At 73.3% G+C, this 20,930-nt stretch carries 22 protein-coding genes; 10 read left to right on the forward strand and 12 right to left on the reverse strand.

Annotated elements, in window-relative coordinates; genetic code table 11:
* The first annotated feature begins 127 nt into the window (after positions 1 to 127).
* Positions 128 to 835: a TetR/AcrR family transcriptional regulator gene (locus tag OG440_RS34805; protein WP_406010728.1), complete on the forward strand. Its 708-nt coding sequence runs from the start codon at positions 128 to 130 to the stop codon at positions 833 to 835.
* Here OG440_RS34805 and OG440_RS34810 read toward each other — a convergent pair.
* Complete coding sequence (locus OG440_RS34810; RefSeq protein ID WP_406010729.1) at positions 825 to 1,727, reverse strand: LysR family transcriptional regulator ArgP; 903 nt, start codon at positions 1,725 to 1,727, stop codon at positions 825 to 827. The two genes, OG440_RS34805 and OG440_RS34810, sit on opposite strands and share 11 nt — an antisense overlap.
* A 77-nt stretch (positions 1,728 to 1,804) precedes the next feature.
* Here OG440_RS34810 and OG440_RS34815 point away from each other — a divergent pair, with 77 nt between their 5' ends.
* Both OG440_RS34815 and OG440_RS34820 read left to right on the forward strand, forming a co-directional pair.
* Positions 1,805 to 2,419, forward strand: coding sequence for a LysE/ArgO family amino acid transporter (locus OG440_RS34815; protein WP_406010730.1), 615 nt, complete (start codon positions 1,805 to 1,807; stop codon positions 2,417 to 2,419).
* A 138-nt stretch (positions 2,420 to 2,557) separates the two neighbouring features.
* Positions 2,558 to 3,862: an MFS transporter gene (locus tag OG440_RS34820; protein ID WP_406010731.1), complete on the forward strand. Its 1,305-nt coding sequence runs from the start codon at positions 2,558 to 2,560 to the stop codon at positions 3,860 to 3,862.
* A gap of 211 nt (positions 3,863 to 4,073) precedes the next feature.
* Here OG440_RS34820 and OG440_RS34825 read toward each other — a convergent pair whose 3' ends face one another.
* The 3 genes from OG440_RS34825 to OG440_RS34835 all read right to left on the reverse strand — a co-directional run bounded on the left by OG440_RS34825 (position 4,074) and on the right by OG440_RS34835 (position 6,654).
* Complete coding sequence (locus OG440_RS34825; RefSeq protein ID WP_406010732.1) at positions 4,074 to 4,529, reverse strand: cyclic nucleotide-binding domain-containing protein; 456 nt, start codon at positions 4,527 to 4,529, stop codon at positions 4,074 to 4,076.
* Between the two features lie 281 nt (positions 4,530 to 4,810).
* Complete coding sequence (locus OG440_RS34830; RefSeq protein ID WP_406010733.1) at positions 4,811 to 6,343, reverse strand: aminotransferase class I/II-fold pyridoxal phosphate-dependent enzyme; 1,533 nt, start codon at positions 6,341 to 6,343, stop codon at positions 4,811 to 4,813.
* 80 nt (positions 6,344 to 6,423) lie between these two features.
* Entirely contained in the window at positions 6,424 to 6,654 is a 231-nt protein-coding gene (locus OG440_RS34835; protein ID WP_406010734.1) for a hypothetical protein, read from the reverse strand.
* A gap of 190 nt (positions 6,655 to 6,844) precedes the next feature.
* Here OG440_RS34835 and OG440_RS34840 point away from each other — a divergent pair, with 190 nt between their 5' ends.
* The 5 genes from OG440_RS34840 to OG440_RS34860 all read left to right on the forward strand — a co-directional run bounded on the left by OG440_RS34840 (position 6,845) and on the right by OG440_RS34860 (position 10,070).
* Positions 6,845 to 7,285: an ATP-binding protein gene (locus tag OG440_RS34840; RefSeq protein WP_406010735.1), complete on the forward strand. Its 441-nt coding sequence runs from the start codon at positions 6,845 to 6,847 to the stop codon at positions 7,283 to 7,285.
* 221 nt (positions 7,286 to 7,506) lie between these two features.
* The gene (locus OG440_RS34845) at positions 7,507 to 8,331 is read left to right on the forward strand and encodes a SigB/SigF/SigG family RNA polymerase sigma factor (protein ID WP_406010736.1); all 825 of its coding nucleotides are present in this window, start codon (positions 7,507 to 7,509) and stop codon (positions 8,329 to 8,331) included.
* Positions 8,332 to 8,375: 44 nt separating this feature from the next.
* Positions 8,376 to 8,630 carry a DUF5133 domain-containing protein gene (locus tag OG440_RS34850; protein WP_406010737.1) on the forward strand — a complete coding sequence of 85 codons (255 nt, stop codon included), beginning with the start codon at positions 8,376 to 8,378 and terminating at the stop codon, positions 8,628 to 8,630.
* Between the two features lie 146 nt (positions 8,631 to 8,776).
* Positions 8,777 to 9,610: a DUF1206 domain-containing protein gene (locus OG440_RS34855; protein ID WP_406010738.1), complete on the forward strand. Its 834-nt coding sequence runs from the start codon at positions 8,777 to 8,779 to the stop codon at positions 9,608 to 9,610.
* Positions 9,611 to 9,638: 28 nt separating this feature from the next.
* The gene (locus tag OG440_RS34860; protein ID WP_406010739.1) at positions 9,639 to 10,070 is read left to right on the forward strand and encodes a hypothetical protein; all 432 of its coding nucleotides are present in this window, start codon (positions 9,639 to 9,641) and stop codon (positions 10,068 to 10,070) included.
* An 18-nt stretch (positions 10,071 to 10,088) separates the two neighbouring features.
* On the opposite strand, the gene OG440_RS34865 is transcribed toward OG440_RS34860, so the two are convergent.
* Both OG440_RS34865 and OG440_RS34870 read right to left on the reverse strand, forming a co-directional pair.
* Positions 10,089 to 12,329: an FUSC family protein gene (locus OG440_RS34865; RefSeq protein WP_406010740.1), complete on the reverse strand. Its 2,241-nt coding sequence runs from the start codon at positions 12,327 to 12,329 to the stop codon at positions 10,089 to 10,091.
* Between the two features lie 33 nt (positions 12,330 to 12,362).
* Positions 12,363 to 13,739 (reverse strand): NAD(P)/FAD-dependent oxidoreductase, encoded by a 1,377-nt coding sequence (locus tag OG440_RS34870; protein WP_406010741.1) that lies wholly within the window; start codon positions 13,737 to 13,739, stop codon positions 12,363 to 12,365.
* Positions 13,740 to 13,971: 232 nt separating this feature from the next.
* On the opposite strand from OG440_RS34870, the gene OG440_RS34875 reads away from it, so the two are divergent.
* Complete coding sequence (locus OG440_RS34875) at positions 13,972 to 14,463, forward strand: MarR family winged helix-turn-helix transcriptional regulator (RefSeq protein WP_406010742.1); 492 nt, start codon at positions 13,972 to 13,974, stop codon at positions 14,461 to 14,463.
* Between the two features lie 7 nt (positions 14,464 to 14,470).
* Here the strand turns inward: OG440_RS34875 and OG440_RS34880 are convergent, their stop codons facing one another.
* From OG440_RS34880 to OG440_RS34905, 6 genes are all read right to left on the reverse strand, one after another.
* The gene (locus OG440_RS34880; RefSeq protein WP_406010743.1) at positions 14,471 to 16,204 is read right to left on the reverse strand and encodes a PP2C family protein-serine/threonine phosphatase; all 1,734 of its coding nucleotides are present in this window, start codon (positions 16,202 to 16,204) and stop codon (positions 14,471 to 14,473) included.
* Positions 16,201 to 17,331: a SpoIIE family protein phosphatase gene (locus OG440_RS34885; protein WP_406010744.1), complete on the reverse strand. Its 1,131-nt coding sequence runs from the start codon at positions 17,329 to 17,331 to the stop codon at positions 16,201 to 16,203. The genes OG440_RS34880 and OG440_RS34885 overlap by 4 nt, the downstream gene beginning before the upstream one ends.
* A complete protein-coding gene (locus OG440_RS34890; RefSeq protein WP_406010745.1) occupies positions 17,328 to 17,774 on the reverse strand; it encodes an anti-sigma regulatory factor in 447 nt (148 codons plus the stop codon). The genes OG440_RS34885 and OG440_RS34890 overlap by 4 nt, the downstream gene beginning before the upstream one ends.
* A complete protein-coding gene (locus OG440_RS34895) occupies positions 17,771 to 18,178 on the reverse strand; it encodes an STAS domain-containing protein (protein WP_406010746.1) in 408 nt (135 codons plus the stop codon). The genes OG440_RS34890 and OG440_RS34895 overlap by 4 nt, the downstream gene beginning before the upstream one ends.
* On the reverse strand, positions 18,175 to 19,074 hold the full coding sequence (locus OG440_RS34900) for an STAS domain-containing protein (protein ID WP_406010747.1): 900 nt from the start codon (positions 19,072 to 19,074) through the stop codon (positions 18,175 to 18,177). Before OG440_RS34900 ends, OG440_RS34895 begins: the two co-directional genes overlap by 4 nt.
* An 86-nt stretch (positions 19,075 to 19,160) precedes the next feature.
* Positions 19,161 to 20,327, reverse strand: a complete 1,167-nt coding sequence (locus OG440_RS34905) for a PP2C family protein-serine/threonine phosphatase (RefSeq protein WP_406011543.1) — start codon at positions 20,325 to 20,327, stop codon at positions 19,161 to 19,163.
* A gap of 108 nt (positions 20,328 to 20,435) precedes the next feature.
* Here OG440_RS34905 and OG440_RS34910 point away from each other — a divergent pair, with 108 nt between their 5' ends.
* Positions 20,436 to 20,909 (forward strand): MarR family winged helix-turn-helix transcriptional regulator, encoded by a 474-nt coding sequence (locus tag OG440_RS34910; protein WP_406010748.1) that lies wholly within the window; start codon positions 20,436 to 20,438, stop codon positions 20,907 to 20,909.
* Positions 20,910 to 20,930 lie beyond the last annotated feature (21 nt).

Here is a 20,930-nt window from a genome sequence, read left to right on the forward strand (position 1 = left end):
GCGTAAGGTCAATGGCGTTGGCATAAGGCCGGGCGGAGCACGAGAACCCTGCACCGGGCACCCGGCGCCGAGGACCGAGAACCGCGGACCGAAGCGCGAGGACGAGGGACGAGAGGGGCGAGGGACGGTGGCCAAGCAGGTCGTACCCGAGGAGAAGCGGCGCCGGCGCCGGCCCACGAGGAGCGGCACCGTGCTGTCCGAGCGGCTGATCGTGGACGCGGCGCTGCGCCTGCTGCGCGAGCACGGCAGCGCCGGCCTCACCGCCCGCCGTCTCGGCATCGCCCTCGACTGCGACCCCAGCACCCTCTACCGGTACTTCCGGGGCATGGACGAGCTGACCCTGGCCATCGGCGACGCGCTCGTCGGCGAGGCGCTGCGCGGCTGGCGGCCGACGGGGGAGTGGCGCACGGATCTGCACGCCGTCGGGCTGCGCATCCACGCCGCCTACGTCGCCCATCCGCAGGCCGCCCAGCTCACCGCGAGCCGGGTGACCGGCCGGGCCAACGAACTCGCCGCCGACGAGGCCGTCCTGGACGTGCTGCGCACCGCCGGGTTCCCGCTGGCGGACACCGTGCGGATCTACCATGCCTTCATCGACCAGACGCTGGCCTTCGCCGCGCTGGACGCCGCCTCGCTGGCCCTGCCGCGCGCCGCGCAGCGCGCCGACGACGCGGTCTGGCGCTCGACGTACGCCCGGCTGCCCGCCGAGACCCACCCCCGGATCGCCGAGGCGGCCCCGCTGCTGTCGACCCGCATGGTGACCAGCGCCTATCCGACGGCGCTGGAGATGCTGCTGGACAGTGCCCGGGCGACGCTGGCCGGGCTCAGCTCCTGAGGGTCTCGGCGGCCGCCGCCGTCACCGCGTCCGCGACCGCCGCCAGCGCCGGGGAGTCCAGCTTCCACTGCTGCCAGTACAGCGGGACGTCCAGCGGGCGCTCGGGGGCGAGGGAGACCAGGCGGCCGGAGCGCAGCAGCAGGTCCGCCTGCACCTCGGGCACCATGCCCCAGCCCAGGCCGGCGGCCACGGCGGCCACGAAACCCTCGGAGGTCGGCACGGCCTGCCGTACCGGACTGGCGCCGCCGGCGCCCCCGCGCAGGCCGCGCACGAACGCGTCCTGGAGGTCGTCACTGCGGTCGAAGATCATCACGGGCGCCCGGGTGAGGGATGCGTGGAGCGGGCCGTCGGCCAGGTGCCGGGAGACGAAGTCCGGGGTGGCGGCGGCCAGGTAGCGCATCGTGCCCAGGGCCCGCACGGAGCAGCCGGTCACGGCCTCGGGCGACGAGGTCACCGCGGCCATCACCAGCCCTTCCCGCAGGAGTTGTGCCGTGCGGGTCTCGTCCTCGCGGTGCAGTTCGAAGCAGAGCTGCGGCTCCCGGGGCACCCGGGTCAGGGCCGGCAGGAACCAGGTGGCGAGCGAGTCCGCGTTCACCGCCACCGTCACCCGGGCCGGCTCGCCCTCGCCGCTCATGCCGAGCTCGGACCGTGTGTCGCGCTCGAGCCGCGCCAGCTGACGGGCGAACCGGACGACGATCTCGCCCGACTCCGTGGCCCGCACCGGCTTGGTGCGCAGCAGCAGCACCCGGCCCGTGCGCTGTTCCAGTGCCTTGACGCGCTGACTGACCGCCGACGGCGTCACATGCAGGGCGGCGGCGGCCGCGTCGAACGTGCCCTCGTCCACCACCGCGAGCAGGGTGCGCACCTGGTCGAGCGGGAGGTCCGTCATCATCGGATCATCACGAGAGCTGATGATACGTAAGAATCTTTAGCTGTACCTGCGGTGATCGCTTCCCTAGCGTGGACGTCATGTCCCCCACGCTCACCGCCACGGCCGCCGGATTCGGCACCGGTCTGTCGCTCATCGTCGCCATCGGCGCCCAGAACGCGTTCGTCCTGCGCCAGGGCATCCGTCGTGACGCCGTCCTCGCCGTCGTCGGGATCTGCGCCCTGTCGGACGCGCTGCTCATCGCCCTGGGGGTGGGCGGGGTGGGCGCGCTGGTGGTGGCCTGGCCCGGGGCGCTGACCGCGGTCGGCTGGATCGGCGGTCTCTTCCTGCTCTGTTACGGGGCGCTGGCGGCCCGGCGGGTGTTCCGGCCCACGGGCGCCCTGGCGACGGAGGGGGAGGGAGCGGGTTCCGTGCGCCGGGCCGTGCTGACCTGCCTGGCGCTGACCTGGCTCAATCCGCACGTCTACCTGGACACGGTCTTCCTGCTCGGTTCCGTCGCCGCCGACCGTGGCCCGCTGCGCTGGACCTTCGGTCTCGGCGCCGTCCTCGCCAGCCTGTGCTGGTTCGCGGCGCTGGGCTTCGGGGCCAGGCTGCTCAGCCGGTTCCTGACCCGGCCGACCGCCTGGCGCGTCCTGGACGGCCTCGTCGCCGCCACGATGATCGTCCTCGGGGTGACGCTCATCGTCGGGGCCTGAGGGGTCGAGCCCCCGGATCGTAGTCCGCTGTTCGCGTCCGCACTTCGAGATCATGTGTCCACGCAGCGGGGAAAGCACAGCAGGTGCTGGGATAGTGACCTCCGGACCCGAAAGATGTAACGAGCAACCAGGAATCGCGTGGACACGAGCGAGAGCGGCACCGCACCCCAGGCCGAGGAGACCGACCCGAGTCCGCAGGACCGGCCGCGGCGCGGCTGGCGCCGCTGGGCGATGGACACCCGGCCGCTGCGCCGGCCGGCCTACCGGCGTCTGTGGTCCTCGACCATCGTCACGGCCGTGGGCAGCCAGCTCACCGCCGTCGCGGTGCCCAAGCAGATCTACGACATCACCGGCTCCTCCGCCTGGGTCGGCTACGCCAGCCTCGCCGGACTGGTGCCGATGGTGCTGTTCGCGCTGTGGGGCGGCGCGGTCGCCGACACCGTCGACCGGCGCAAACTGCTGCTGGTGACCAACAGCGGTATCGCCGTCACCTCGGTGCTGTTCTGGCTCCAGGCGGTCTCGGGACTCGACTCGGTCGCCGTGCTGATGGTGCTGCTCGCCACCCAGCAGGCCTTCTTCGGCCTCAACGCGCCCGCCCGCAACGCTTCCATCGCCCGTCTGGTCCCGGCGGAGGAGCTCGCCGCCGCCAACGCCCTCGGATCGACGGTCATGCAGACCGGCCTGGTCGCCGGGCCGCTGCTCGCGGGCTCCCTGATCCCCGTCATCGGCCTGCCCGAGCTGTATCTCCTCGACGCGGTCGCGCTGTGCGTCACGCTGTGGGCCGTGGCCCGCCTGCCCGCGCTGCCGCCCCTGGCGAGCGCCACCGCCCGGCGTGCCGGAGTGCGGGAGATCGCGGAGGGCTTCCGCTACATCTCCCGGCACAAGGTCCTGTTGCTGTCCTTCCTCGCCGACGTCATCGCCATGGTCTTCGGCATGCCACGGGCCCTGTTCCCGCAGCTCGCCGCCGAGACGTACGCCTCCTACGGCGAAGGGCTCGCCCTGGGCCTGCTGTTCGCGGCGATCCCGATCGGCGCGGTGCTGGGCGGACTGTTCTCCGGCACGTTCTCCCGGGCCCGGCGGCACGGCTGGATGGTCATCGGCGCGGTCGTCGCCTGGGGCGCGGCGATCGCCGGCTTCGGGCTGAGCGGCAGCCTCTGGCTCGCGGTGGTGTTCCTGGCCTGCGCCGGCGTCGCCGACATGGTCTCCATGGTCTTCCGCGGGGCGATCCTGCTGTCCGCCGCCACCGACGAGATGCGCGGCCGCATGCAGGGCGTGTTCACGGTCGTCGTCGCGGGCGGCCCCCGGCTGGCCGACGCCCTGCACGGCACGGCGGGCGCCGCCTTCGGACCCCGGGTCGCGGTCACGGGCGGCGGCCTGCTGGTCGTCGCGTCGATGCTGGGCCTGGCGGCCGCAGTCCCCGCGCTGCGCCGCTACCGCGTCTGAGTGACGAGCGGGGCGCGGGTCCAAAGACCCCCGGGACGGGCGGGGCGCAGGTCCACGGCGCCCGAGGCGGGCGGGGTGCGGGTTTGCAGCCCCCGCGGCGAGCGCGGTTCGGCCCCACAGCTCCCCGAGACCGGCGCGGTTCGGGTCCACCGCCCCCCGCGGCGTGCGCGGTTCGGGTCCGCAGCCCCCGGGACGGGCGCGCGGCGCGGGCCTACAGCACCCCGCGCCGGTTCGCCCCGTACTGGTCCATCAGCTTGCCCCGGGTCGCCTCCAGTCGGTGCGCGAGGATCTCGGCCACGATCCGTATCAGCGACAGCCCGAGCGCGGGATCCTCGTCGCACAGGGCGAGCACCGGGCGCGCCTCGAACTCGTAGGCGCGTACCGGGCTGAAGGCCTCCGCGCCGAAGTCCCACTGGTACGGCGGGAACATCCACGACCAGCCCAGCAGGTCGCCGGCGCCGAGGCTCGCGACCGTGACCCGGCGCAGCGACGTCACCTGCTGGATCAGCGAGACCGCGCCGGAGCGGATGACCCAGAAGCGGTCGGCGGTGCCGCCCGCGTCGAAGATCCGGGCGTCCTCCGGGAAGGACACCTCACGCGCGAGGGTCATCAGGCGCTGGCGCTGCGGCGGGGGAAGCGCGGTCAGCAGTTTGGTCGCTTTGGTCATGGCCCGGAGCTCCTCGCCGACGATCCGTGGGGGTGCTTCCCCTTCCCATTTGAGCCGTTGGCGACGCCTCGGGCACCTCGGAGAGCCGCACTTTTCGTACAAGGGCGCGGCGAGCACGGAAAAGCCCTGGCTGGACGGGGGAGGCCAGCCAGGGCAGTAAAGGGTGGTGCACGGAGGAGAGGTGTCTGCGACCCCGCTCACCAGGTATGAATGAAAGGTAAACCATTCGCGGAGATTTTGTGTACCCGAAACCCGGGTACGTGACCCGTTTCACTCGCCTTTCACTCGCCGCCCGGTGTCCGCCCGGTGTCCGGAGTCTGTCCGGTGCCCGGTTTCCGTCCGGTGTCCTGGACGACGACCCTGATCGTCCCCAGTTCCGGATCGGTCGGGTCGGGGAGGTTCATGCCCGCCGCCAGGCCGGTGCTCAGATAGCGCAGCACGGGCTCGGTCAGCCGCTCCCCGGGCAGGACGGCCGGGATACCCGGCGGGTACGGCGTGATCATCTCGGCGGCGATCCGTCCGGCGGCGCCGCTCAGCGCCACGTTCTCGGCGGGCCCGAAGAACGTGTCCCGGGGCAGCAGCGCCTGCGCCAGGCGCAGTTCGGCGGGGGCCGGCACCTCGACCGGCGGGGCCGGGTCCAGCTCGGGCGCGGCATGCGCGAGATCCTTGAGGGCGGCGAGCAGTTCGCCGGTCGTCCCGCGGTCGTCGGCGTGGGTCAGCTGCGCGCCGATCCGCCGGTGGTCGGACAGGTGCATGTCCATGAGCTGGTGCTCGCGCAGCCAGTCCGCGGCCTGGAACCCGGTGATCCCGAGCCCCTGCACGTCGATCACCACGGGCAGCGGATCGAAGTCGTCGGCGAGCCCCGGGCCGCAGAAGTCCTCCCGGCCCTCGACGTGCATCCCGTCGATCTCCTCGATCGCGGACCGCACCTCCCGCGCCAGCCCGAGAGCCGCGCCGATCAGCCGCTCGCCGTGCAACGCCATCTGCCGGCGCCAGCCGTCGAGTCCGGCGTACAGAAGCACCGAGGGGCTCGTCGTGCCCAGCAGGTCCGCGCGCAGGGCGAGCAGCTCCGGCGTGACGAGTCCGTCCTGGAGGTGGAACACGGAACCCTGTTCCAGGCCGCTGCCCATCTTGTGGACGCTGGTGACGCAGATGTCGGCGCCCGCGTCCATCGCCCAGGACGGCAGGTCCGGATGGAAGGGCAGATGCGCCCCCCAGGCCTCGTCCACGACGAGCGGCACCGAACGGCGGTGGCACACGTCGGCGATCGCCCGCAGGTCCGCGCAGGAGCCGTACGGGGTGGGGCTGGTGACCAGGGCGCCCTTCGCGTCCGGGTGGATCTGGAAGGCCTTCTCGAACTTCTCGGCCGACGGCGGGTGCGCCAGGTGGCGCCCGGCGTCCCAGTTCGGCTCGACCCACACGGGTTCGATCCCCGACAGGATCAGACCCGACACCACCGATTTGTGCGCGTCCCGCCCGATCAGCAGCTTCTCGTGCGGCCCGGCCACCGAGAGCATGGCGGCCTTGACGGACAGGGAACTCCCGCACGTCGAGAAGAAGGTGTGCTCGGCGTGGACGGCGTCCGCCATCAGCTGCTCGGCACGCTCCAGCACCCGGCCCCGGGTGAGCCGGTCGTCCAGTCCGCCCGACGCCGGCACGTCACCGAGGAAGACCGCGTCCCCCAGCACCGCCCGCACTTCGGGATCGGCACCGCGGGCCTGCTTGTGCCCCGGCGGGGTGAACGACAGGCGGCCCTGCCTGCGGTAGTCGACCAGTGCTTCCAGAACGGGTGCGCGTGCGTGATCGGCGGCCATGGCCGGCGGGTGCCCGCGTGGGGCGACGCCAATCGCGCCCGCCCCCGGTCGACGCGGCCCGGCGTCGGTGTGGGGCGGCGTCAGTGCGGCTCGGCGCTCCGGCCCGGCGTCACGATCTCGTCCAGCACCCTGAGCACGGCTTCGTAGGCGAGAGCCCGGCTCCGGGCGTCCCGCGCGTCGTCCGCCCGGTCCGCGTCGGCCCGGGAGAGGTCCGCGCTCCGGGCCCGCCAGGCCAGCAGTTCCTCGTGGGCGCAGCTCCTCGCCCGCCGGATGCGCCGCAGCAGTTCGTCCGAGTCCACCACATCGGTCATCCGGTTCGCGTACCCCGATCCGGCGGGACGAATGCTCCCTGTCCGGGAGGTTTGGCGGCCGCGGGGGCGGCCAGCCGAAAAGGAGACAACCGCATCCCCCGGTGCAAGCGCACCGGGTGCGGAAGGGGCGCCGAACCGCCGCGCCGGTGCGGCCGCCCGACCAGCCGGGACCAGCCAGGGGAGCGAAGGGATGCGTACGAACGACTCGACCGACCTCGGGACCACGCAGGACGGCGTCTTCGGGCGCGGGCACGAACAGTGCCGGCCGGCCGACGTCCGCAGTGCCGTCCGGCAGGCGGTGACCGGGCGCTGCGGGGCCATCGGCTGCCCGTACGACGAGGACGGCCTCTCGGACGCCCTGCTCGTCGCCTCGGAACTGACGAGCAACGCCATTCTGCACGGCGGCGGCATCACCGGATTCGACGTCGACATCGACGGGCCGTCCGTGTGTGTCTCCGTCAGCGACCGCAGCGACCGGCTGCCCGTCACCACCGACCCGCTCGACGACCAGGGGCGACAGCGCAGCGGCGGACGCGGCTGGCCGATCGTCTGCCGGCTGGCCCGCAACGTCAGGGTGGCCTGCCTGCCCTCTGGCGGGAAGCGCATCACCGCCGTCGTCCCCGTGTTCTGACCCCCGCGCCGCCCGGTCCGGGACATGGACCACGAACCTGTGAACGCCTTTTCGGTAGGCGGAGTTTGTTCCTCCAGGGGTAGGGCAGACGGAGGTTCGTGCTTCGGACCGGAGGCGCGCCGACGGAGCGGGTTGCCCGCTCCGGGGCGCCGCGCGCGCCCCGGACGGCAGAAGTCTCCGTCGTCAGTCCCTGAAACCACCGTTCAGGAGAGCGATACCGCATGCCTATCGACATGTCGACAAGCCGTCCTTCCGCATCCGCCCCCGCCACCGCCACCGCGCAACTGCGTCGCACCCACGCCGACGCGCCCGACACCATGAGCCGGTTCGCGCGGCTGGTCACCCTGGAGGAGGGCCCCGAGCGGGACGCCGTACGCGACGAGCTCGTCACCGCCTGGCTGCCCATGGCCCACCGCATCGCCGGGCGATTCCGCGACCGCGGTGAGTCGATCGAGGACCTGCGGCAGGTGGCGGCGCTCGGACTGGTCAAGGCCGTCGACCGCTTCGACCCCGAACGCGGGGCCTTCGAGAGCTACGCCGTGCCCACCATCACCGGCGAGATCAAGCGGCATTTCCGGGACCGGATGTGGGCGCTGCGCGTGCCCCGCCGGGTACAGGAACTGCGCAACAAGGTGCGCATCGCCCGCCGGGAGCTCACCCAGAACCCCGGCGCGGCCGAGCCCTCGGTGGCCGACATCGCCACCCACACCGGGCTCACCGAGGAGGAGGTCGGCGCCGGCCTCGAAGCCCTGGAGAGCTTCAGCACCCTGTCGCTGGACGCGGAGACCTCGGCCGGTGACGACGGCTACAGCCTCGCCGACACCCTGGGCGACTCCGACTCCTCCTTCGACGTCGTGGTCGATCGCGAGTCCGCCAAGGAAGGCCTGCGCCGACTGCCGGAGCGTGAGCGGGCCATTCTCTACATGCGGTTCTTCGAGGACATGACCCAGAGCAGCATCGCCGACCAACTGGGCATCTCCCAGATGCACGTGTCCCGGCTCATCAGCCGCAGCTGCGAGCGCGTGCGCCAGGAAGCCCTGCGCTGAACAACGCGACACCCACCCGATCCGAACGGAGGAGAAGCAGACCGATGCTCATGCCGCACCCCGCAGTCCTGCGCAGACTCGTCGACGAGTACGAAGCGCTGACCCAGGCCGGACCCGCCGAGGCGAAGCCCCAGCACCAGGCCCAGGCGCGTGATCTGGCCTACACGCTGTGCGTGTCCACCGGCACGCGCGACGTCAGGCACGCCCTGGAGACGGCCCGGCAGTGGCTGGACGCCGCGTCGCGCGCCGACGCCGCGATAAGCCCGCCGACCGACCAAGACCCCCACGTGTACGCCTGACAGGGCGGGGTGGACGCGACCGGATCCGGCGTCCACCCCGCCGCTTTTTTGCGCGGAGGCCTCGTCCACGAGCACCGGACGTGTGCGGCGCGAGAGCCGGGGCATGCGGATCCCGCAGGAATCGGGGAGAGTTCGGGGAGGGCGGCATGGATACGAGTGCTCTGGCGCGCAACGGCCGGGTCGAGGCGAAGCGGGCGGCGCGCGGCTCGCTGACGAAGGGCGCCGCCAAGGCGGGGCTCGCCGCGCGAGGCGTGATCTACCTGCTGGTCGGACTGCTGGCGTTGCAGATCGCCTTCGGCGACGGCAGCCAACAGGCCGACCGCCAGGGGGCCCTGGCCGAGATATCGGAAAAGCCCTTCGGCGCCGTGGTGCTGTGGGCACTGGGCATCGGACTCGTGGGCATGGCCCTGTGGCGGCTGTCCCAGGTCGTCTTCGGCGGAGTCGGCGCCGACGGGCGCAGCGCCAAGAAGCGCCTGCTCGCCCTCGGCCGCTGCGCCTTCTACTCCTTCGTCGCCTACTCCGTGCTGGCCTTCGCCGCGGGATCGGGCAGCGGAGGCGGGGGCGACGAGCAGTCCCGGGACGTCACCGCCCGGGCGCTGGACCTGCCCGCCGGGCAGTGGATCGTCGGCGCCGGAGGCGTGGGGATCATCATCGCGGGAGTGTGGATCGGCGCCCGCGCCGTCATGCGGTCCTACCGCAAGCATCTGCGGCTGGGGGAGATGTCCCCGCGCGTGCGGCGCATGGTCGACGTCACCGGGGTAGGCGGCGGTGCCGCCCGCGGTGTGGTGTTCGCCGCCGCGGGAGTCTTCGCGGTCCGGGCCGCCGTCGAATACGAGCCGAACAAGGCCAAGGGCATCGACGACACCCTGCGATCGTTCGCCGGCACGCCCGCGGGCCCCGGCCTGCTGGCCTGCGTAGCCGCCGGACTCGTGCTCTTCGGACTCTTCTCGTTCGCCATGGCCCGCTGGCGCAAGGTCTGACGTCCGGATGCGTGGGAACACGGACCAGATGAACGAATCAGAGTTCCCGCGCGACGGACGGCCCGTGGACATGTACCTCGACCTCCTGCGCGTGCGCATGGACAGTGAGGACTACCAGCTGCTGCTGAAGGTCGTCGCTCCCGCGCTGCGCGCCCTCGAGGAACAACGACCCGAAAGTCTCGACTTCGCCCTCGACCCGCAGGACACCCGGCAACTGCCCCAGGAGATCCGTGACGAGGCCGCCCTGGTCATCGCCACCGCAGTCACCGGCCGGCTGGACAACCAGCTGGTGGAGATAGACGTCGACGGAACCGGCCCGGTCCGGGTGGTCACGGACGCGGGCACCGCGGCCGACCCCGGCCGCCTCGCCGAGATCGCCGGCTGTATCCGGCAGCGCCACCAGGACACCGAGGAGCTGCGGGGCATCGCGGCGGCCAGCGACATGCCCACGGACTTCTGACCGTGCACGGAGCCGCCGTCACTTCGGCGGCGCGGCCACCGGCGCGCCGAGCGGCCGGGCCAGACCGACGACCGCTTCGTCCAGGCGCTGAAGGTGCCGCAGGACGCGGTCGGTCACCCGGCCGTAGCGCGGCGTTCCCGGCCCTCCGGTCGCCAGCAGCGAGGCGATGCTCGGCCCGGTCAGCACCTCGGCGGTGCTCGGCTCGCCCGCCACGCGCGCGGAGATCGCCCCGATGTTGTGCCGGATACGCTGCCCGGCGCGGCGCAGCCCCGGATCCGCCACGATGGATCGCTGCGTCGGCAGCAGCTCGGCCATGGCCGCCAGCGTCCGCGCGTGGTACGCACAGGTCTCGAGCAGCGCGACCACGTACCTGGCCGTGTCCCGCCGGGTCCGCAACGGCGTGACCGGGTGTGTCAGGGGCTGGGTGGCCCCCCGCAGATCGGCCAGTGCCTGGTCCAGATCACGGGCCCGGTCCAGCAGCTCGGCCGGCGCACCGCCGCTCAGCTGCTCCACGGCCGCCTCGGTGACCTCGGCGAGCCGGTCCAGCACGGTCGTCAGCAGCTCGTTCGTCCGCCGGTCCGTGTGCACCGGCAGCACCAGCGCCGCCGCGAAGATGCCGCAGGCCGCCCCCAGTGCCGTCTCCTCCACCCGCAGCACCAGTACCGCCGTGCTGTAGGTGTGCAGCAGGGTGTACAGCACCCCCAGCGCGGCCGTCACGAAGAACGACATCAGCGTGTACGACAGCGGCGCCGTGTAGAACATCGCGAACACGCACAGCAGCACCACCGCGAAGGCCGTCCACGTGTGGTGCCCGACCAGCCCCGCCAGCGCGATGCCGGCGACCACTCCGAGCACGGTGCCCAGCAGCCGTCGGGATCCCTTGACCAGGATCTCCCCGGTGGAGGCGGTATTGAGGAACACGATCCAGCAGGTCAGCACCGCCCAGTACCAGCGGTGCGCGGAGAGCAGCTCGCCGCCGACGATGGCCAGCGACGACCCGACGGCGACCTGCACGGCGGCCCGCGTGGTCGGCCGCCGCAGGCCCGTCTCCCCGGCCGCCTCCTCGTCGTCCTCGCTCCCGCCGATCGCGGCGTCCTCCGCGTCCAGCTCCTCGCGTGAGCGGGCCGTCTCGGGACTGTCGTCGGACTCGTCCTGCGGCCCGTCGAGCGCGACCCGCAGCCCCAGCACCGCGCGCGCCGCCTCACCGACGCCCCGGAAGACGTCCTGCACGGCCGGCGACGCCTTCGGCAGGTTCTCCTCGTCCCGGTACCCGAGCAGCCGGTTGCGCACCTGGGCCGTGGCCGTGCCCTCCGCGACGGAGATCCGGACCAGCAGCCGCAGGGCCCCCAGATCACGGCGCAGGGCGGCGAGGGCCTCGTCCCGTACGGGGAGATGACCGCCCTCCGGCAGCGGCGCGCCCGGCAGGTGCAGGGTCAGTGTGTCGGCCCGTTCGGCGCTGCGGGCCGTCAGCAGGAGCAGCCCGAGCCGCTCGGCGGCGATCTCCGCGTCGGCGATCCTGCGCTGCACCAGCCGGGCCGTCGCCTCGTCCGGAGTGCCCTCGTCCAGCCGGCCCTGGATCAGCATGGCCGTCTCGTGCAGCCGGGCCGTGCCCTCGCGCACGTGGGCCAGCGCCTTGTCGATGTCGTCCGGACCGGCGTCGAGAAGTTCGAGATGGGCGGCGAGCAACTGCGCGAGCCGCGCCCGGAAGGCCTCGCGCAGCCGCTGGAGGATGCCGGTCGGCGTCTGCGGCACCAGCGCGAAGCGCGCCGCGGCACTGCACACGAAGGCGACGGCCAGCACCGCGTAGAACCCCGGCAGGGTCGACCCGGTGACGCCGACGAACAGCGACAGGAAGTACACCTGGAAGCCGACCAGCCCGAGCGCCGTGCCCCGGTCGCCGAACCGGCGGCCGTAGACGGCGCAGAAGATCAGCACCACGAAGAAGACGTCACCGGCCAGCGGCCGGGAGCCGAGCAGCGCCGCCAGCGACATCGAGGCGTACGCCACCGGCAGACCCAGCGCCAGCGTGACGGCCTGCCGGTCGCGCTGCTTCTCCCGGATCGCGAACGTGGCGACCATCGAGGCGATGGCCCCCGCCACCAGGTGCGAGACGTCCGCGCCCAGCAGCGAGAGCACGGCCAGCGTGAGAGAGATCGCCCCGACCGTGCGCAACCCGGCCGCCAGCCGCAGCAGCCCGGGGTCGGACGCCGCGATCCGATCCCGCCACCGTGCCCCGAACGCCCGTGCCGCCGCCCTCACGCCGCCGTACTCTCTCCCGCCGTCCGTCCGACCTCAGGCGGTCTGCGACCCCGGCCCCTCGATCTGTGCCCGCACCTGCTCCGGCGTCAGATAGCTGTCCGTGTACTCGAAGTCCTTCAGCTTCGCCGCCCGGCGCGCCTGGAAGCCCGTGCGGACGAAATCGTCGCCCGCGAGCGCGTTGAGCGTCCAGTTGGTCAGCACCCGCGCCTTGGCCACCCCGGTGCGCAGCGCCGACCAGTGGTAGCCGCGGGCCACCGCCTGCGCCGGCAGCCCGCGCAGCTCGATGCCGAGCGGCTTGGAGACGGCGTCGGTGCCGCCGAGGTCGACGACCAGACCGAGGTCCTTGTGCACGTACGGACGCATCGCCCGGCCCCGCAGCGCCGCGATGACGTTGTCGGCGACGACCTTGCCCTGGCGCATCGCGTGCTGTGCCGTCGGCGGGCAGATCGCGCCCTGGTCGCCCTTGGCCTCGTCGGGTACGGCGGCGGCGTCCCCGAGCGCGAAGACCCCGTCATTGCCGGGCAGGTTCATCTCGGCGGTGACGGCGAGCCGGCCGCGGACCGTCTCCGCGCCGAGCGTCGCGATCAGCGGGCTGGCCACCACTCCCGCGGTCCAGATCAGGGTCCGGGTCGGGATCACCCGGCCGTCGGTGAAGGTGACCTCCTCCGGACCGGCCTTGGCGATCGACACGCCCAGCGAGATGTCGATGCCCCGCTTGCGCAGCACCTCCTGGGCGCTGCGGCCGAGCTTGTCGCCGAGCTCCGGCATCAGCTTCGGCGCGATGTCGATCAGATGCCACTTGATCAAGCTCGGGTCCAGGTTCGGATAGCGCTTGACCGCGTTGTGGGTGAGGAGCTGCAGGCAGGCGGCGGTCTCCGTGCCGGCGTAACCGCCGCCGACGACCACGAACTGGAGCCGCGAGGTCCGCTCGACGGGGTCGCGGCTGGCGTCGGCCAGGTCGAGCTGGCTGATGACGTGGTCGCGGATGTACGCGGCCTCGGCGAGGGTCTTCATCCCGAAGGCGTGCTCGGTCAGCCCCGGGATGTCGAAGGTGCGGGTGACGCTGCCGGGAGCCAGCACGATGTAGTCGTACGGCTCGTTGACGATCTCGTCGGTGATGGTCCGGATGACGCAGACCTTCGACTTCAGGTCCACGCCGATGGCGCCACCGGGAATGATCCGGGTGCGGTACTTCTTGCTGCGACGCAGCGAAACGGCGATCGACTGCGGCGTCAGCACCCCTGAGGCGACCTGTGGCAGCAGCGGCAGATAGAGCTGGTAGGCGAACGGCGTCACCAGGGTGACGTCGGCCTCCGCGTCGGAGAGCGCGCGTTCCAGACGTCGAACGCACCCCACTCCCGCGAAGCCCGCGCCCACCACCAGGATCTTGGGTCGTGTCACGATGTCCATCCCTTTCTGCGGCTCCAGGCGGTCTGCCCCGACGTTGCGCGTGCCCCGCCCGCGGGCCCCTCGCACCTCGTCGATCCCATCGCGCGCGGACTGGATCCGCCAGCCGGGCGAGGCATGCAGACGAACGTTTCTCCTGAGGTCACCGACGTACCCCCGGAAGGGCCTGTGTACGCCCGTTGCCTTCGGGTAGGCCGTCGTACATGACAATCGCGGAAGCCGGAGGATAGTGGCGGTGTGGCGCGCGGACGGCTCCGACGACGACGGGTGGGAGAGTCGTCGGACACAGGCCGGGCAACTCGCCGAGGCCGTGGAGAGCCTGGTGGCCTGTTGGCTCATGGCGGCGGAGGAGACCAGACCCCGGCTGCCCGCCCGGCAACTGCTGGCCCTGCGGACGGTGCGCGCCAGTCCGGAACTCAATCTGACGGCCCTGGCCGAGCACCTGGGCGTCGGACTGCCCACCGCGAGCCGTCTCTGCGACCGGCTGGAGGCCGCCGGGCTGCTGGAGCGCACCGTGCAGCCCAGCAACCGGCGCGAAGTGCAGCTCGTGGTGACCGTTTACGGAAAACGCCTGCTCGCCGATGTCGCCGAGCGCCGCGTACGGCGACTCGCGTCCGTGTTCGAGGCGATGACCCCGGCCCAGCGCACCGCGCTGGAGCACGGACTCCGCGGTTTCCACCAGGCGCACACGTCGGGCCGGGGGGCCGAGGGCCCGGCGGACGGCTGACCGCTCCTCAGGCCGCGGGCAGCGGACGTCCGCCGGCGAGGCCGCCGGCCTGGCCGTCCACGTGGCACAGCAGCAGGCAGACGTCGTCGTCCCGCTCGGAGTCGCTCAGCATCGGCTCCAGGATGCGCTCCGCCGAACCGTCCAGATCAGCGTCCAGCTCCTCGGTACGGAACGCGCCGAGCGCCGCCGACAGCCGCTCGATGCCCGGGTCTATGCCCTGGGCCCGCCGCTCGACCAGCCCGTCGGTGTAGAGCGCCAGCGTGGAACCCGGCTCCAGCGGCACCCGGTGGTCGGCGATCTCCTGGTGCAGCGGGATGCCGAGCATCGCCCCCGGCTTGGCGTCCAGGGTGCGCACCCGCCCGTCCGGGCCGCGCAGCACGGGCGGCGGATGCCCTGCCGCCGCCCACGTCAGCACCGGCTCGCCGGGCTGGAAGCGGGCGATCACGGCGGTCGCGTACAGATCGGGCTGGAGGTGGTGCAGGAACATGTGCAGCCGGGTCAGCAGCTCACCCGGGCTGCCGCCGTCCACGGCGTAGGCGCGCAGCGCGGTACGCAGCTGGCTCATCATCACCGCCGCGTGCAGCCCGTGCCCCGTCACATCGCCGATCACGGTGATCAGGCTGCCGTCGGGCTGCCGGAACGCGTCGTACCAGTCGCCGCCGATGTTCAGCCCGTACGTGGCCGGCAGATAGCGGGCGGCCAGCCGCAGGCCCGGGGTGGTCGGCAGGTCGGTCAGCAGGGCGCGCTGGAGGGTCTGGGCGATGTCCCGGTTGTGCTCGTAACGACGGGCGTTGTCGAGGGCGCCACCGGCCCGACGGGTGAGTTCCACGAGCATGACGGCGTCGTCGGGGTTCCAGCGCTCGCCGGGCGGGGTCAGCGTCACGACGCCCAGGGGCGCGCCGCGGGTCGGCAGCGGCACGCACAGCAGGGACCGGCCGGGATGCAGCGCCGACGGCGGCTGGTCGTCCACCCCGGGCAGGCCCCCGGGGTGCGCGGCCGCGTACTGCGGCCGTCCGGTGCGGGCCGCGATCACGGCGGCCGCCGGACGCGGAACGGACGGGACCCGCTCGTCCTCCGCGTCGAAGAGCCAGACGTCGGCCGTGCGGGCGTACTCGGGCACCAGCAGCTCCGGCAGCAGGCGCGCGATCTCCTCGTGGTTGAGGGAGGCCGTCAGCGCCGCGCTGGCGTCGGCGAGGAACGTCAGCCGGCGCCGCGCGTCCTCCGCCTCCCGGCGCGCGGCACGCTCCGCCGCGAAGGCCTCGCGCTGCGCCCGGCCGGCGGCGTCCAGCTCGGCGTGCAGGGCCAGCACGCCCTGGTTGGTCTGGTGCAGTTCCTCCCGGTGGAAGGCTACGAGCTCCTCCTGGTCGGCCAACCGCTCCAGCACCAGCGCGGTGTCCTCGTCGGCGCCGAGCAGGGCCTCGGAGAGGGAGGCAGGGTCACCCGCCGCCGCATCGCAGACGGGGCCCGCGGCCGGCTCCGGGCACGGCACGGTGACGCACCACGGCCGCTCGCCGTCGGCGGGCGAGGGGGAGACCTCGACCCGCAGCGAACCCCCGGTCACCGTCAGGACGAACTGCCAGCCGCCGCCCTTGGTCAGACACCGGCGCAGCCGCGCGCCGAGCGTGGCGGCCAGCCGGGTGCGTTCCAGCGGCGGCACGCCGTACGCGGCGGCCACCCGTGTGGTGGTGATCCGCGCGCGTGCCGCGTCGCCGACCGTGCTGATCGGCCAGGTGTGGTTCATGGACCATCCGGCGGTGTCGGGGACAGGACGGCCACGGCGGTGTCGTCACGCACCGGGCGGGCGGAGCTGCCGGCGTCGCGGACCGTCACGGCGGCGGTGACCGCGGGGTCGCAGGACAGCAGGCGGGGGTCGACCGGCGGCGCCCAGCGGCTGGGCAGTCCGTCGCTGTGCAGGACGAGCAGGCGGTCCGGAGCCCAGGCGGCCTCGGTCTCGGGCAGGGTCGTGGGCCGGTGGGTGCCGACTATCCCGGGCCGGGAGAGCAGGTGGCGCCAGGAGTCGCCCTCGCGCAGCCGTGCCCCGATGTTGCCGACGCCGGCGAACAGCAGCCGTCCGGTGCGCAGGTCGAGCCGGGCCACCGCGACCGCCGCGCCCCTCGTACCGCGCAGCGCGGTGTCGAGCCGGCGCAGCTGTTCGGCCGGGGGCAGATGGGGTGAGCGCCGCACCTCGCGGACCGCCGTGGTCGAGGCACGGGCCGCCTCGGGACCGTGCCCCAGACCGTCGGCCAGCATCAGGGTCAGCAGGTCGCCCTCACGGACGCAGGTCCAGGCGTCCCCGGAGCACGCGGCACCCCGGAAGGGGATGTTGACGCCTCCGACCCGTACGGAGAAGCGGGCGGACCCGGGGGAGGCCTCGTCCGGCGCGGCTGCCCCGGTCCGGCCGGGACCCTGTCCGGGACCCTGCCCGGAGGCCGGTTCGCGGCGGCCGCGGGTCCGTGCCGGACCGCCGATCCGGGCCAGCGCGACCGTCCCGCGGCCCGGGACGCTGTGCAGGTCGAAGTCGTCGGCGAGCCGCCGGCAGGTACCGAGGCCGGCGCCCAGCGACCCGGCCGTGGAGAAGCCGTCGCCCAGGGCGGCGGACACGTCGGACATGCCCGGTCCGTGGTCGACGGCGGTGAGCTGCACGAGGAGGCCCCCCTCCCGCGCGCTCGGCGGGGAGACCGCCTCGACGAGGAGCTGCCCGCCGCGCGCGTGCTTGAGCAGGTTCGTCGCCAGCTCGGTCGCCACCAGGGCGGCGTCGGCGGCGCGCGACGGGTCGAGACCGGCCAGCGCCGCCGCGTCCTCCGCGGCCACCCGCGCGTCACGCACCCGCGTCGAGTCGTGCACCGGGACGTCCCACACCTGCGTCATCGCGGCTCCTCACGCTGCCGTGGCGAGCGCACCGCCCAGGACGTCACCGTGACCGTGGTGCCGACTCCGGGCGTGCTGTCCAGCGAGAACTCGTGCACCAGACGACGCGCCCCGCCCAGGCCGAGCCCCAGCCCGCCGCCGGAGGTGTAGCCGTCGCTGAGCGCCCGCTCCGGGTCGGCGATGCCCGGCCCCTGGTCCGTGAACGTCAGCCGCAGCCCCTGCGCCCGCCCGTCGGCGAGGTGCTCCGCCGCCATCTCGCCGCCACCGCCGTACACCAGGGTGTTGCGGGCCAGCTCGCTGGCCGCGGTGACCAGCTTCGTCTGGTCCACCAGACCGAAGCCGAGCGCCGCGGCCGCCTGGCGCACATGCTGCCGCACCCACACCAGGTCCCGGTCCGAGCGGATCGGCAGGCGGGCCTCGACGCCCGCGACCGTGCCGCTCACCGAGGCTCCCGGGGCGGGCCGCCCGGAGCCGTCATGGCGAGCCGTTCGAGTGCCGCCTCGGTGCTGAGCGCGGTGCGCAGCCCCGGCAGCGAGAGCCCCAGTTCCACCAGCGTGATCGCCACCGCGGGACGCATGCCCGCCACCACGGTCCGCGCGGCCAGCAGCCGGGAGCTCGCGGCGATCTCGGCCAGCACACGCCCCAGGAAGGAGTCGACGATCTCCACCCCGGAGATGTCGATGACCACGCCGGTCACCCGGCTGCGGACGATCTGCTCGGCGATGTCCTGCTGGAGCTGCTCCGCCGTACCGTCGTGCAGGTCGCCCTGGAGAGTGATCAGCAGGACGTCGCCGAGCCGGAGAACCGGTACGTGGGCGGTGCCCGAGAGGGAGAGGTCGTGGTTCACCGGGGACCCGCACCACCGGGCGTCGCGAGCACGATGTCGGCGCCCAGCCGGTGCAGTGCGTACCCCAGGGCGTCGGCGAGGCTCGACCTGGTCACCACCGTTCCCAGGTCCAGACCGAGGTGCACGATGGTCTGCGCGATGGCGGGCCGGATGCCGGAGACGACGCACTCCGCGCCCATCAGCCGTACGGCCGCGACGGTCTTCATCAGGTGCTGGGCCACCAGCGAGTCGACCATCGGCACTCCGGTGATGTCCAGGATCGCGAAGCGGGCCTGCTGGTCGACGACCGCCGTCAGCAGCGTCTCCATGACGACCTGGCTGCGGGCGCTGTCGAGCGTGCCGATGAGCGGCACGGCGACGATGCCGTCCCACAGCCGGATCACCGGCGTGGCGGCCTCCAGCAGCTCCGTCTGCTGCCGGTCGATGAGCGCCTGGCCCTCGCTCAGCGAGGTCTCCAGGACCACCAGCCGCAGGGTGCCCATGAGCACGGTCAGCAGCGTGGTGCACTCCCGGAGGTGGTCGGGCGGCGCGTCCGGCAGGTCGGCGACCAGGAGGTCCACGGCAGGGGCGCGCAGGCCGTCCACCTCGGTGGACACCTGGCCGGAGGTGAGCCCGAAGCGGACCCGGGAGGCCGCCATCGCGGCGAGCTGCTCGCGGATCACGGTGAATCCGGCCGCGTCCGTGTCCGCCACCCGGCCGGTGTCGGCCACCTGGGCGAGCGCGTCGGCGACGACCCGGCCCGCTTCCACCGCCTCGTCCCGCGAGACGGTGAACACCGTGCGGAACAGGGGTTCGTCGGCCCAGCGCTGGGCGATCTGCTCACGGCGGCGGTGCAGGAACCTGCCGACGTCGCTCGCCGGCGTGATGTGCTCCGCTGCCGTTTCGTGCTCCGGCACGTCAGTCTCTCCTCGTCCTCGTGGCTTCTGTGTCGCCGCCGCGGTCCCGCGTGAGGCGGCCGGTGGGGCGGTCGGTGGGCGGCGGCCTACGACGCGGGGCGTTTCCCGAACCAGTCGAGACAGACGACGAGCGCGTCGTCGTCCGGCTCGGGCCTTCCGCGGTGCCCGGTCAGCCCGCGCAGCACCGCGGCCGGGACGTCCGCCGCCGGCAGCAGGGAGGCGTTGCCGACCGCCCGTGCCAGGGCGTTCTCGCCGTACGACTCACCGCCCGGCGCGGCGACCCCGTGGACGCCGTCGCTGACGAAGAGCAGCCGGTCGCCGGGCAGCAGCGTGAGCTCCTGGGCGACGTAGTCGGTCTCCTCGAACATGCCCAGCGGCAGCTGCGCGTCGAGATCCACGACGGACAGCACCCGGTCGCGCAGCAGCAGCAGCCGCGGCGAGCCCGCGTCGACCACCCGCATCCGCCCCGTGGACAGCTCGATGTCCACCAGCAGGACCGACAGATGCGCCTCGCCCCGGTAGTGGGCGTGCAGCGCCTGGTCGGCCAGGGCCGCCTGGTCCTCGATGGGAACGCCGGCGCGGCGCGCGTTGCGCAGCGCGTTGATGCCGAGGCTGGTGAGCAGGGAGGCCTCGATGCCCTCGCCCATCCCGTTGGTGACGTAGATCATCAGATGGTCGGCCGAGGCCTCCCAGTCGAAGTTGTCGCCGAAGATGGCGTAGGCGGGCTCGAGCTGGGCACCCAGTGCGTACTCCTCCCGTGCGCACGAGCGGGCCGGGAGCAGCTGCCACTGGATCTCCGCCGCCAGCGTCAGCCGCTCCCTGCGGCGCGCCCGCGCGTACAGGTCGGTGTCCCGCTCGGCGACCACCATCTCGTGCGCGAGGAGCTCCGCCAGCTCGGTGAGTTCGGTGAGGGACTCCCCGGCGGGCGCGGGCAGGGTCAGGGACAGCACGCCCAGCCGGTCGCCGCGCACGGTCACGGGCAGATGCGCCCGCGTCCGGGCGCCGTCCGGCTCCTCGACGTACGGCTGCTGCGACCCGAAGGCCCGGCCGGGAGCGCTGCCCTGCACGGGCACCGGCTCGGTGCCGCTCGGTGCGGGCGGCACGGGCAGCAGCACCTTCAGCCCGTAGTCGGCCAGCCGCAGCTCAACGGCCTCGGCCGCGTACTGGGCGCGCAGGACCTGGCTCAGCGTGTCGGGCAGATGGTGCGGGGCCGCGGAGCGCAGGGCGCGCCCGGCGGCGACGAGTCTGTTCACGGGGTCGCTCACTTCGCCCTCCGGGATGCCGTGGCGTCGAGCCCCCTGCCCCCGCGGCGGCGGGTGCGGGCTGACAGCCGTGGAGAAGCCTGCGAGAGTGTGACCGTGATGTCCCCCTCCTCGCGACCGCAACCACTCCAGGTGGCGCGTGTGACCTCGCAGGCGGCGGAGTTGCTGGAAGTCCTCTGGGGCCGTGCCTCGACGGCACCGGTCTCCGCCTCCCAGTTGCGCGTGCTGTTCATCCTGGAGCACCACGAAGGCATCAACCTGCGCACCCTCGCCGAGTTCCTCGGGTCCACGCCGCCGTCCACCAGTCGCCTGTGCGACCGCCTCCAGGCCGTCGGCTTCGTCGAGCGCAGGGTCGCCGCCGAGAGCCGCCGGGAGCTCGAACTCTTCCTGAGCCGCCGGGGGAGTGCCTTCCTCGTCGACCTCAGATCACGCCGGGAGGCCGCGCTGGAGAGCGTGTTGGAGCAGATGCCCGCCATGCAGAGGGCCGCGCTGCTGACAGGGCTGGAGGCGTTCTGTTCGGCCGCGGCCGAACAGATCCACGACGACGACGCCCCTGACGCCCGTACCGCCTGACGGGGGCCACGGGTGATCGGA

This window comes from Streptomyces sp. NBC_00637, from assembly GCF_045161545.1.
Taxonomy (GTDB): Bacteria; Actinomycetota; Actinomycetes; order Streptomycetales; family Streptomycetaceae; genus Streptomyces.

What these genes read in the sequence shown, in the direction of transcription:
- OG440_RS34810 (WP_406010729.1), bottom strand. Translation starts at nt 1,727, where the DNA reads ATGATGACGGACCTCCCGCTCGACCAGGTGCGCACCCTGCTCGCGGTG.
- OG440_RS34815 (WP_406010730.1), top strand. Translation starts at nt 1,805, where the DNA reads ATGTCCCCCACGCTCACCGCCACGGCCGCCGGATTCGGCACCGGTCTG.
- OG440_RS34825 (WP_406010732.1), bottom strand. Translation starts at nt 4,529, where the DNA reads ATGACCAAAGCGACCAAACTGCTGACCGCGCTTCCCCCGCCGCAGCGC.
- OG440_RS34830 (WP_406010733.1), bottom strand. Translation starts at nt 6,343, where the DNA reads ATGGCCGCCGATCACGCACGCGCACCCGTTCTGGAAGCACTGGTCGAC.
- OG440_RS34835 (WP_406010734.1), bottom strand. Translation starts at nt 6,654, where the DNA reads ATGACCGATGTGGTGGACTCGGACGAACTGCTGCGGCGCATCCGGCGG.
- OG440_RS34840 (WP_406010735.1), top strand. Translation starts at nt 6,845, where the DNA reads ATGCGTACGAACGACTCGACCGACCTCGGGACCACGCAGGACGGCGTC.
- OG440_RS34845 (WP_406010736.1), top strand. Translation starts at nt 7,507, where the DNA reads ATGCCTATCGACATGTCGACAAGCCGTCCTTCCGCATCCGCCCCCGCC.
- OG440_RS34850 (WP_406010737.1), top strand. Translation starts at nt 8,376, where the DNA reads ATGCTCATGCCGCACCCCGCAGTCCTGCGCAGACTCGTCGACGAGTAC.
- OG440_RS34855 (WP_406010738.1), top strand. Translation starts at nt 8,777, where the DNA reads ATGGATACGAGTGCTCTGGCGCGCAACGGCCGGGTCGAGGCGAAGCGG.
- OG440_RS34860 (WP_406010739.1), top strand. Translation starts at nt 9,639, where the DNA reads ATGAACGAATCAGAGTTCCCGCGCGACGGACGGCCCGTGGACATGTAC.
- OG440_RS34870 (WP_406010741.1), bottom strand. Translation starts at nt 13,739, where the DNA reads ATGGACATCGTGACACGACCCAAGATCCTGGTGGTGGGCGCGGGCTTC.
- OG440_RS34880 (WP_406010743.1), bottom strand. Translation starts at nt 16,204, where the DNA reads ATGAACCACACCTGGCCGATCAGCACGGTCGGCGACGCGGCACGCGCG.
- OG440_RS34885 (WP_406010744.1), bottom strand. Translation starts at nt 17,331, where the DNA reads ATGACGCAGGTGTGGGACGTCCCGGTGCACGACTCGACGCGGGTGCGT.
- OG440_RS34910 (WP_406010748.1), top strand. Translation starts at nt 20,436, where the DNA reads ATGTCCCCCTCCTCGCGACCGCAACCACTCCAGGTGGCGCGTGTGACC.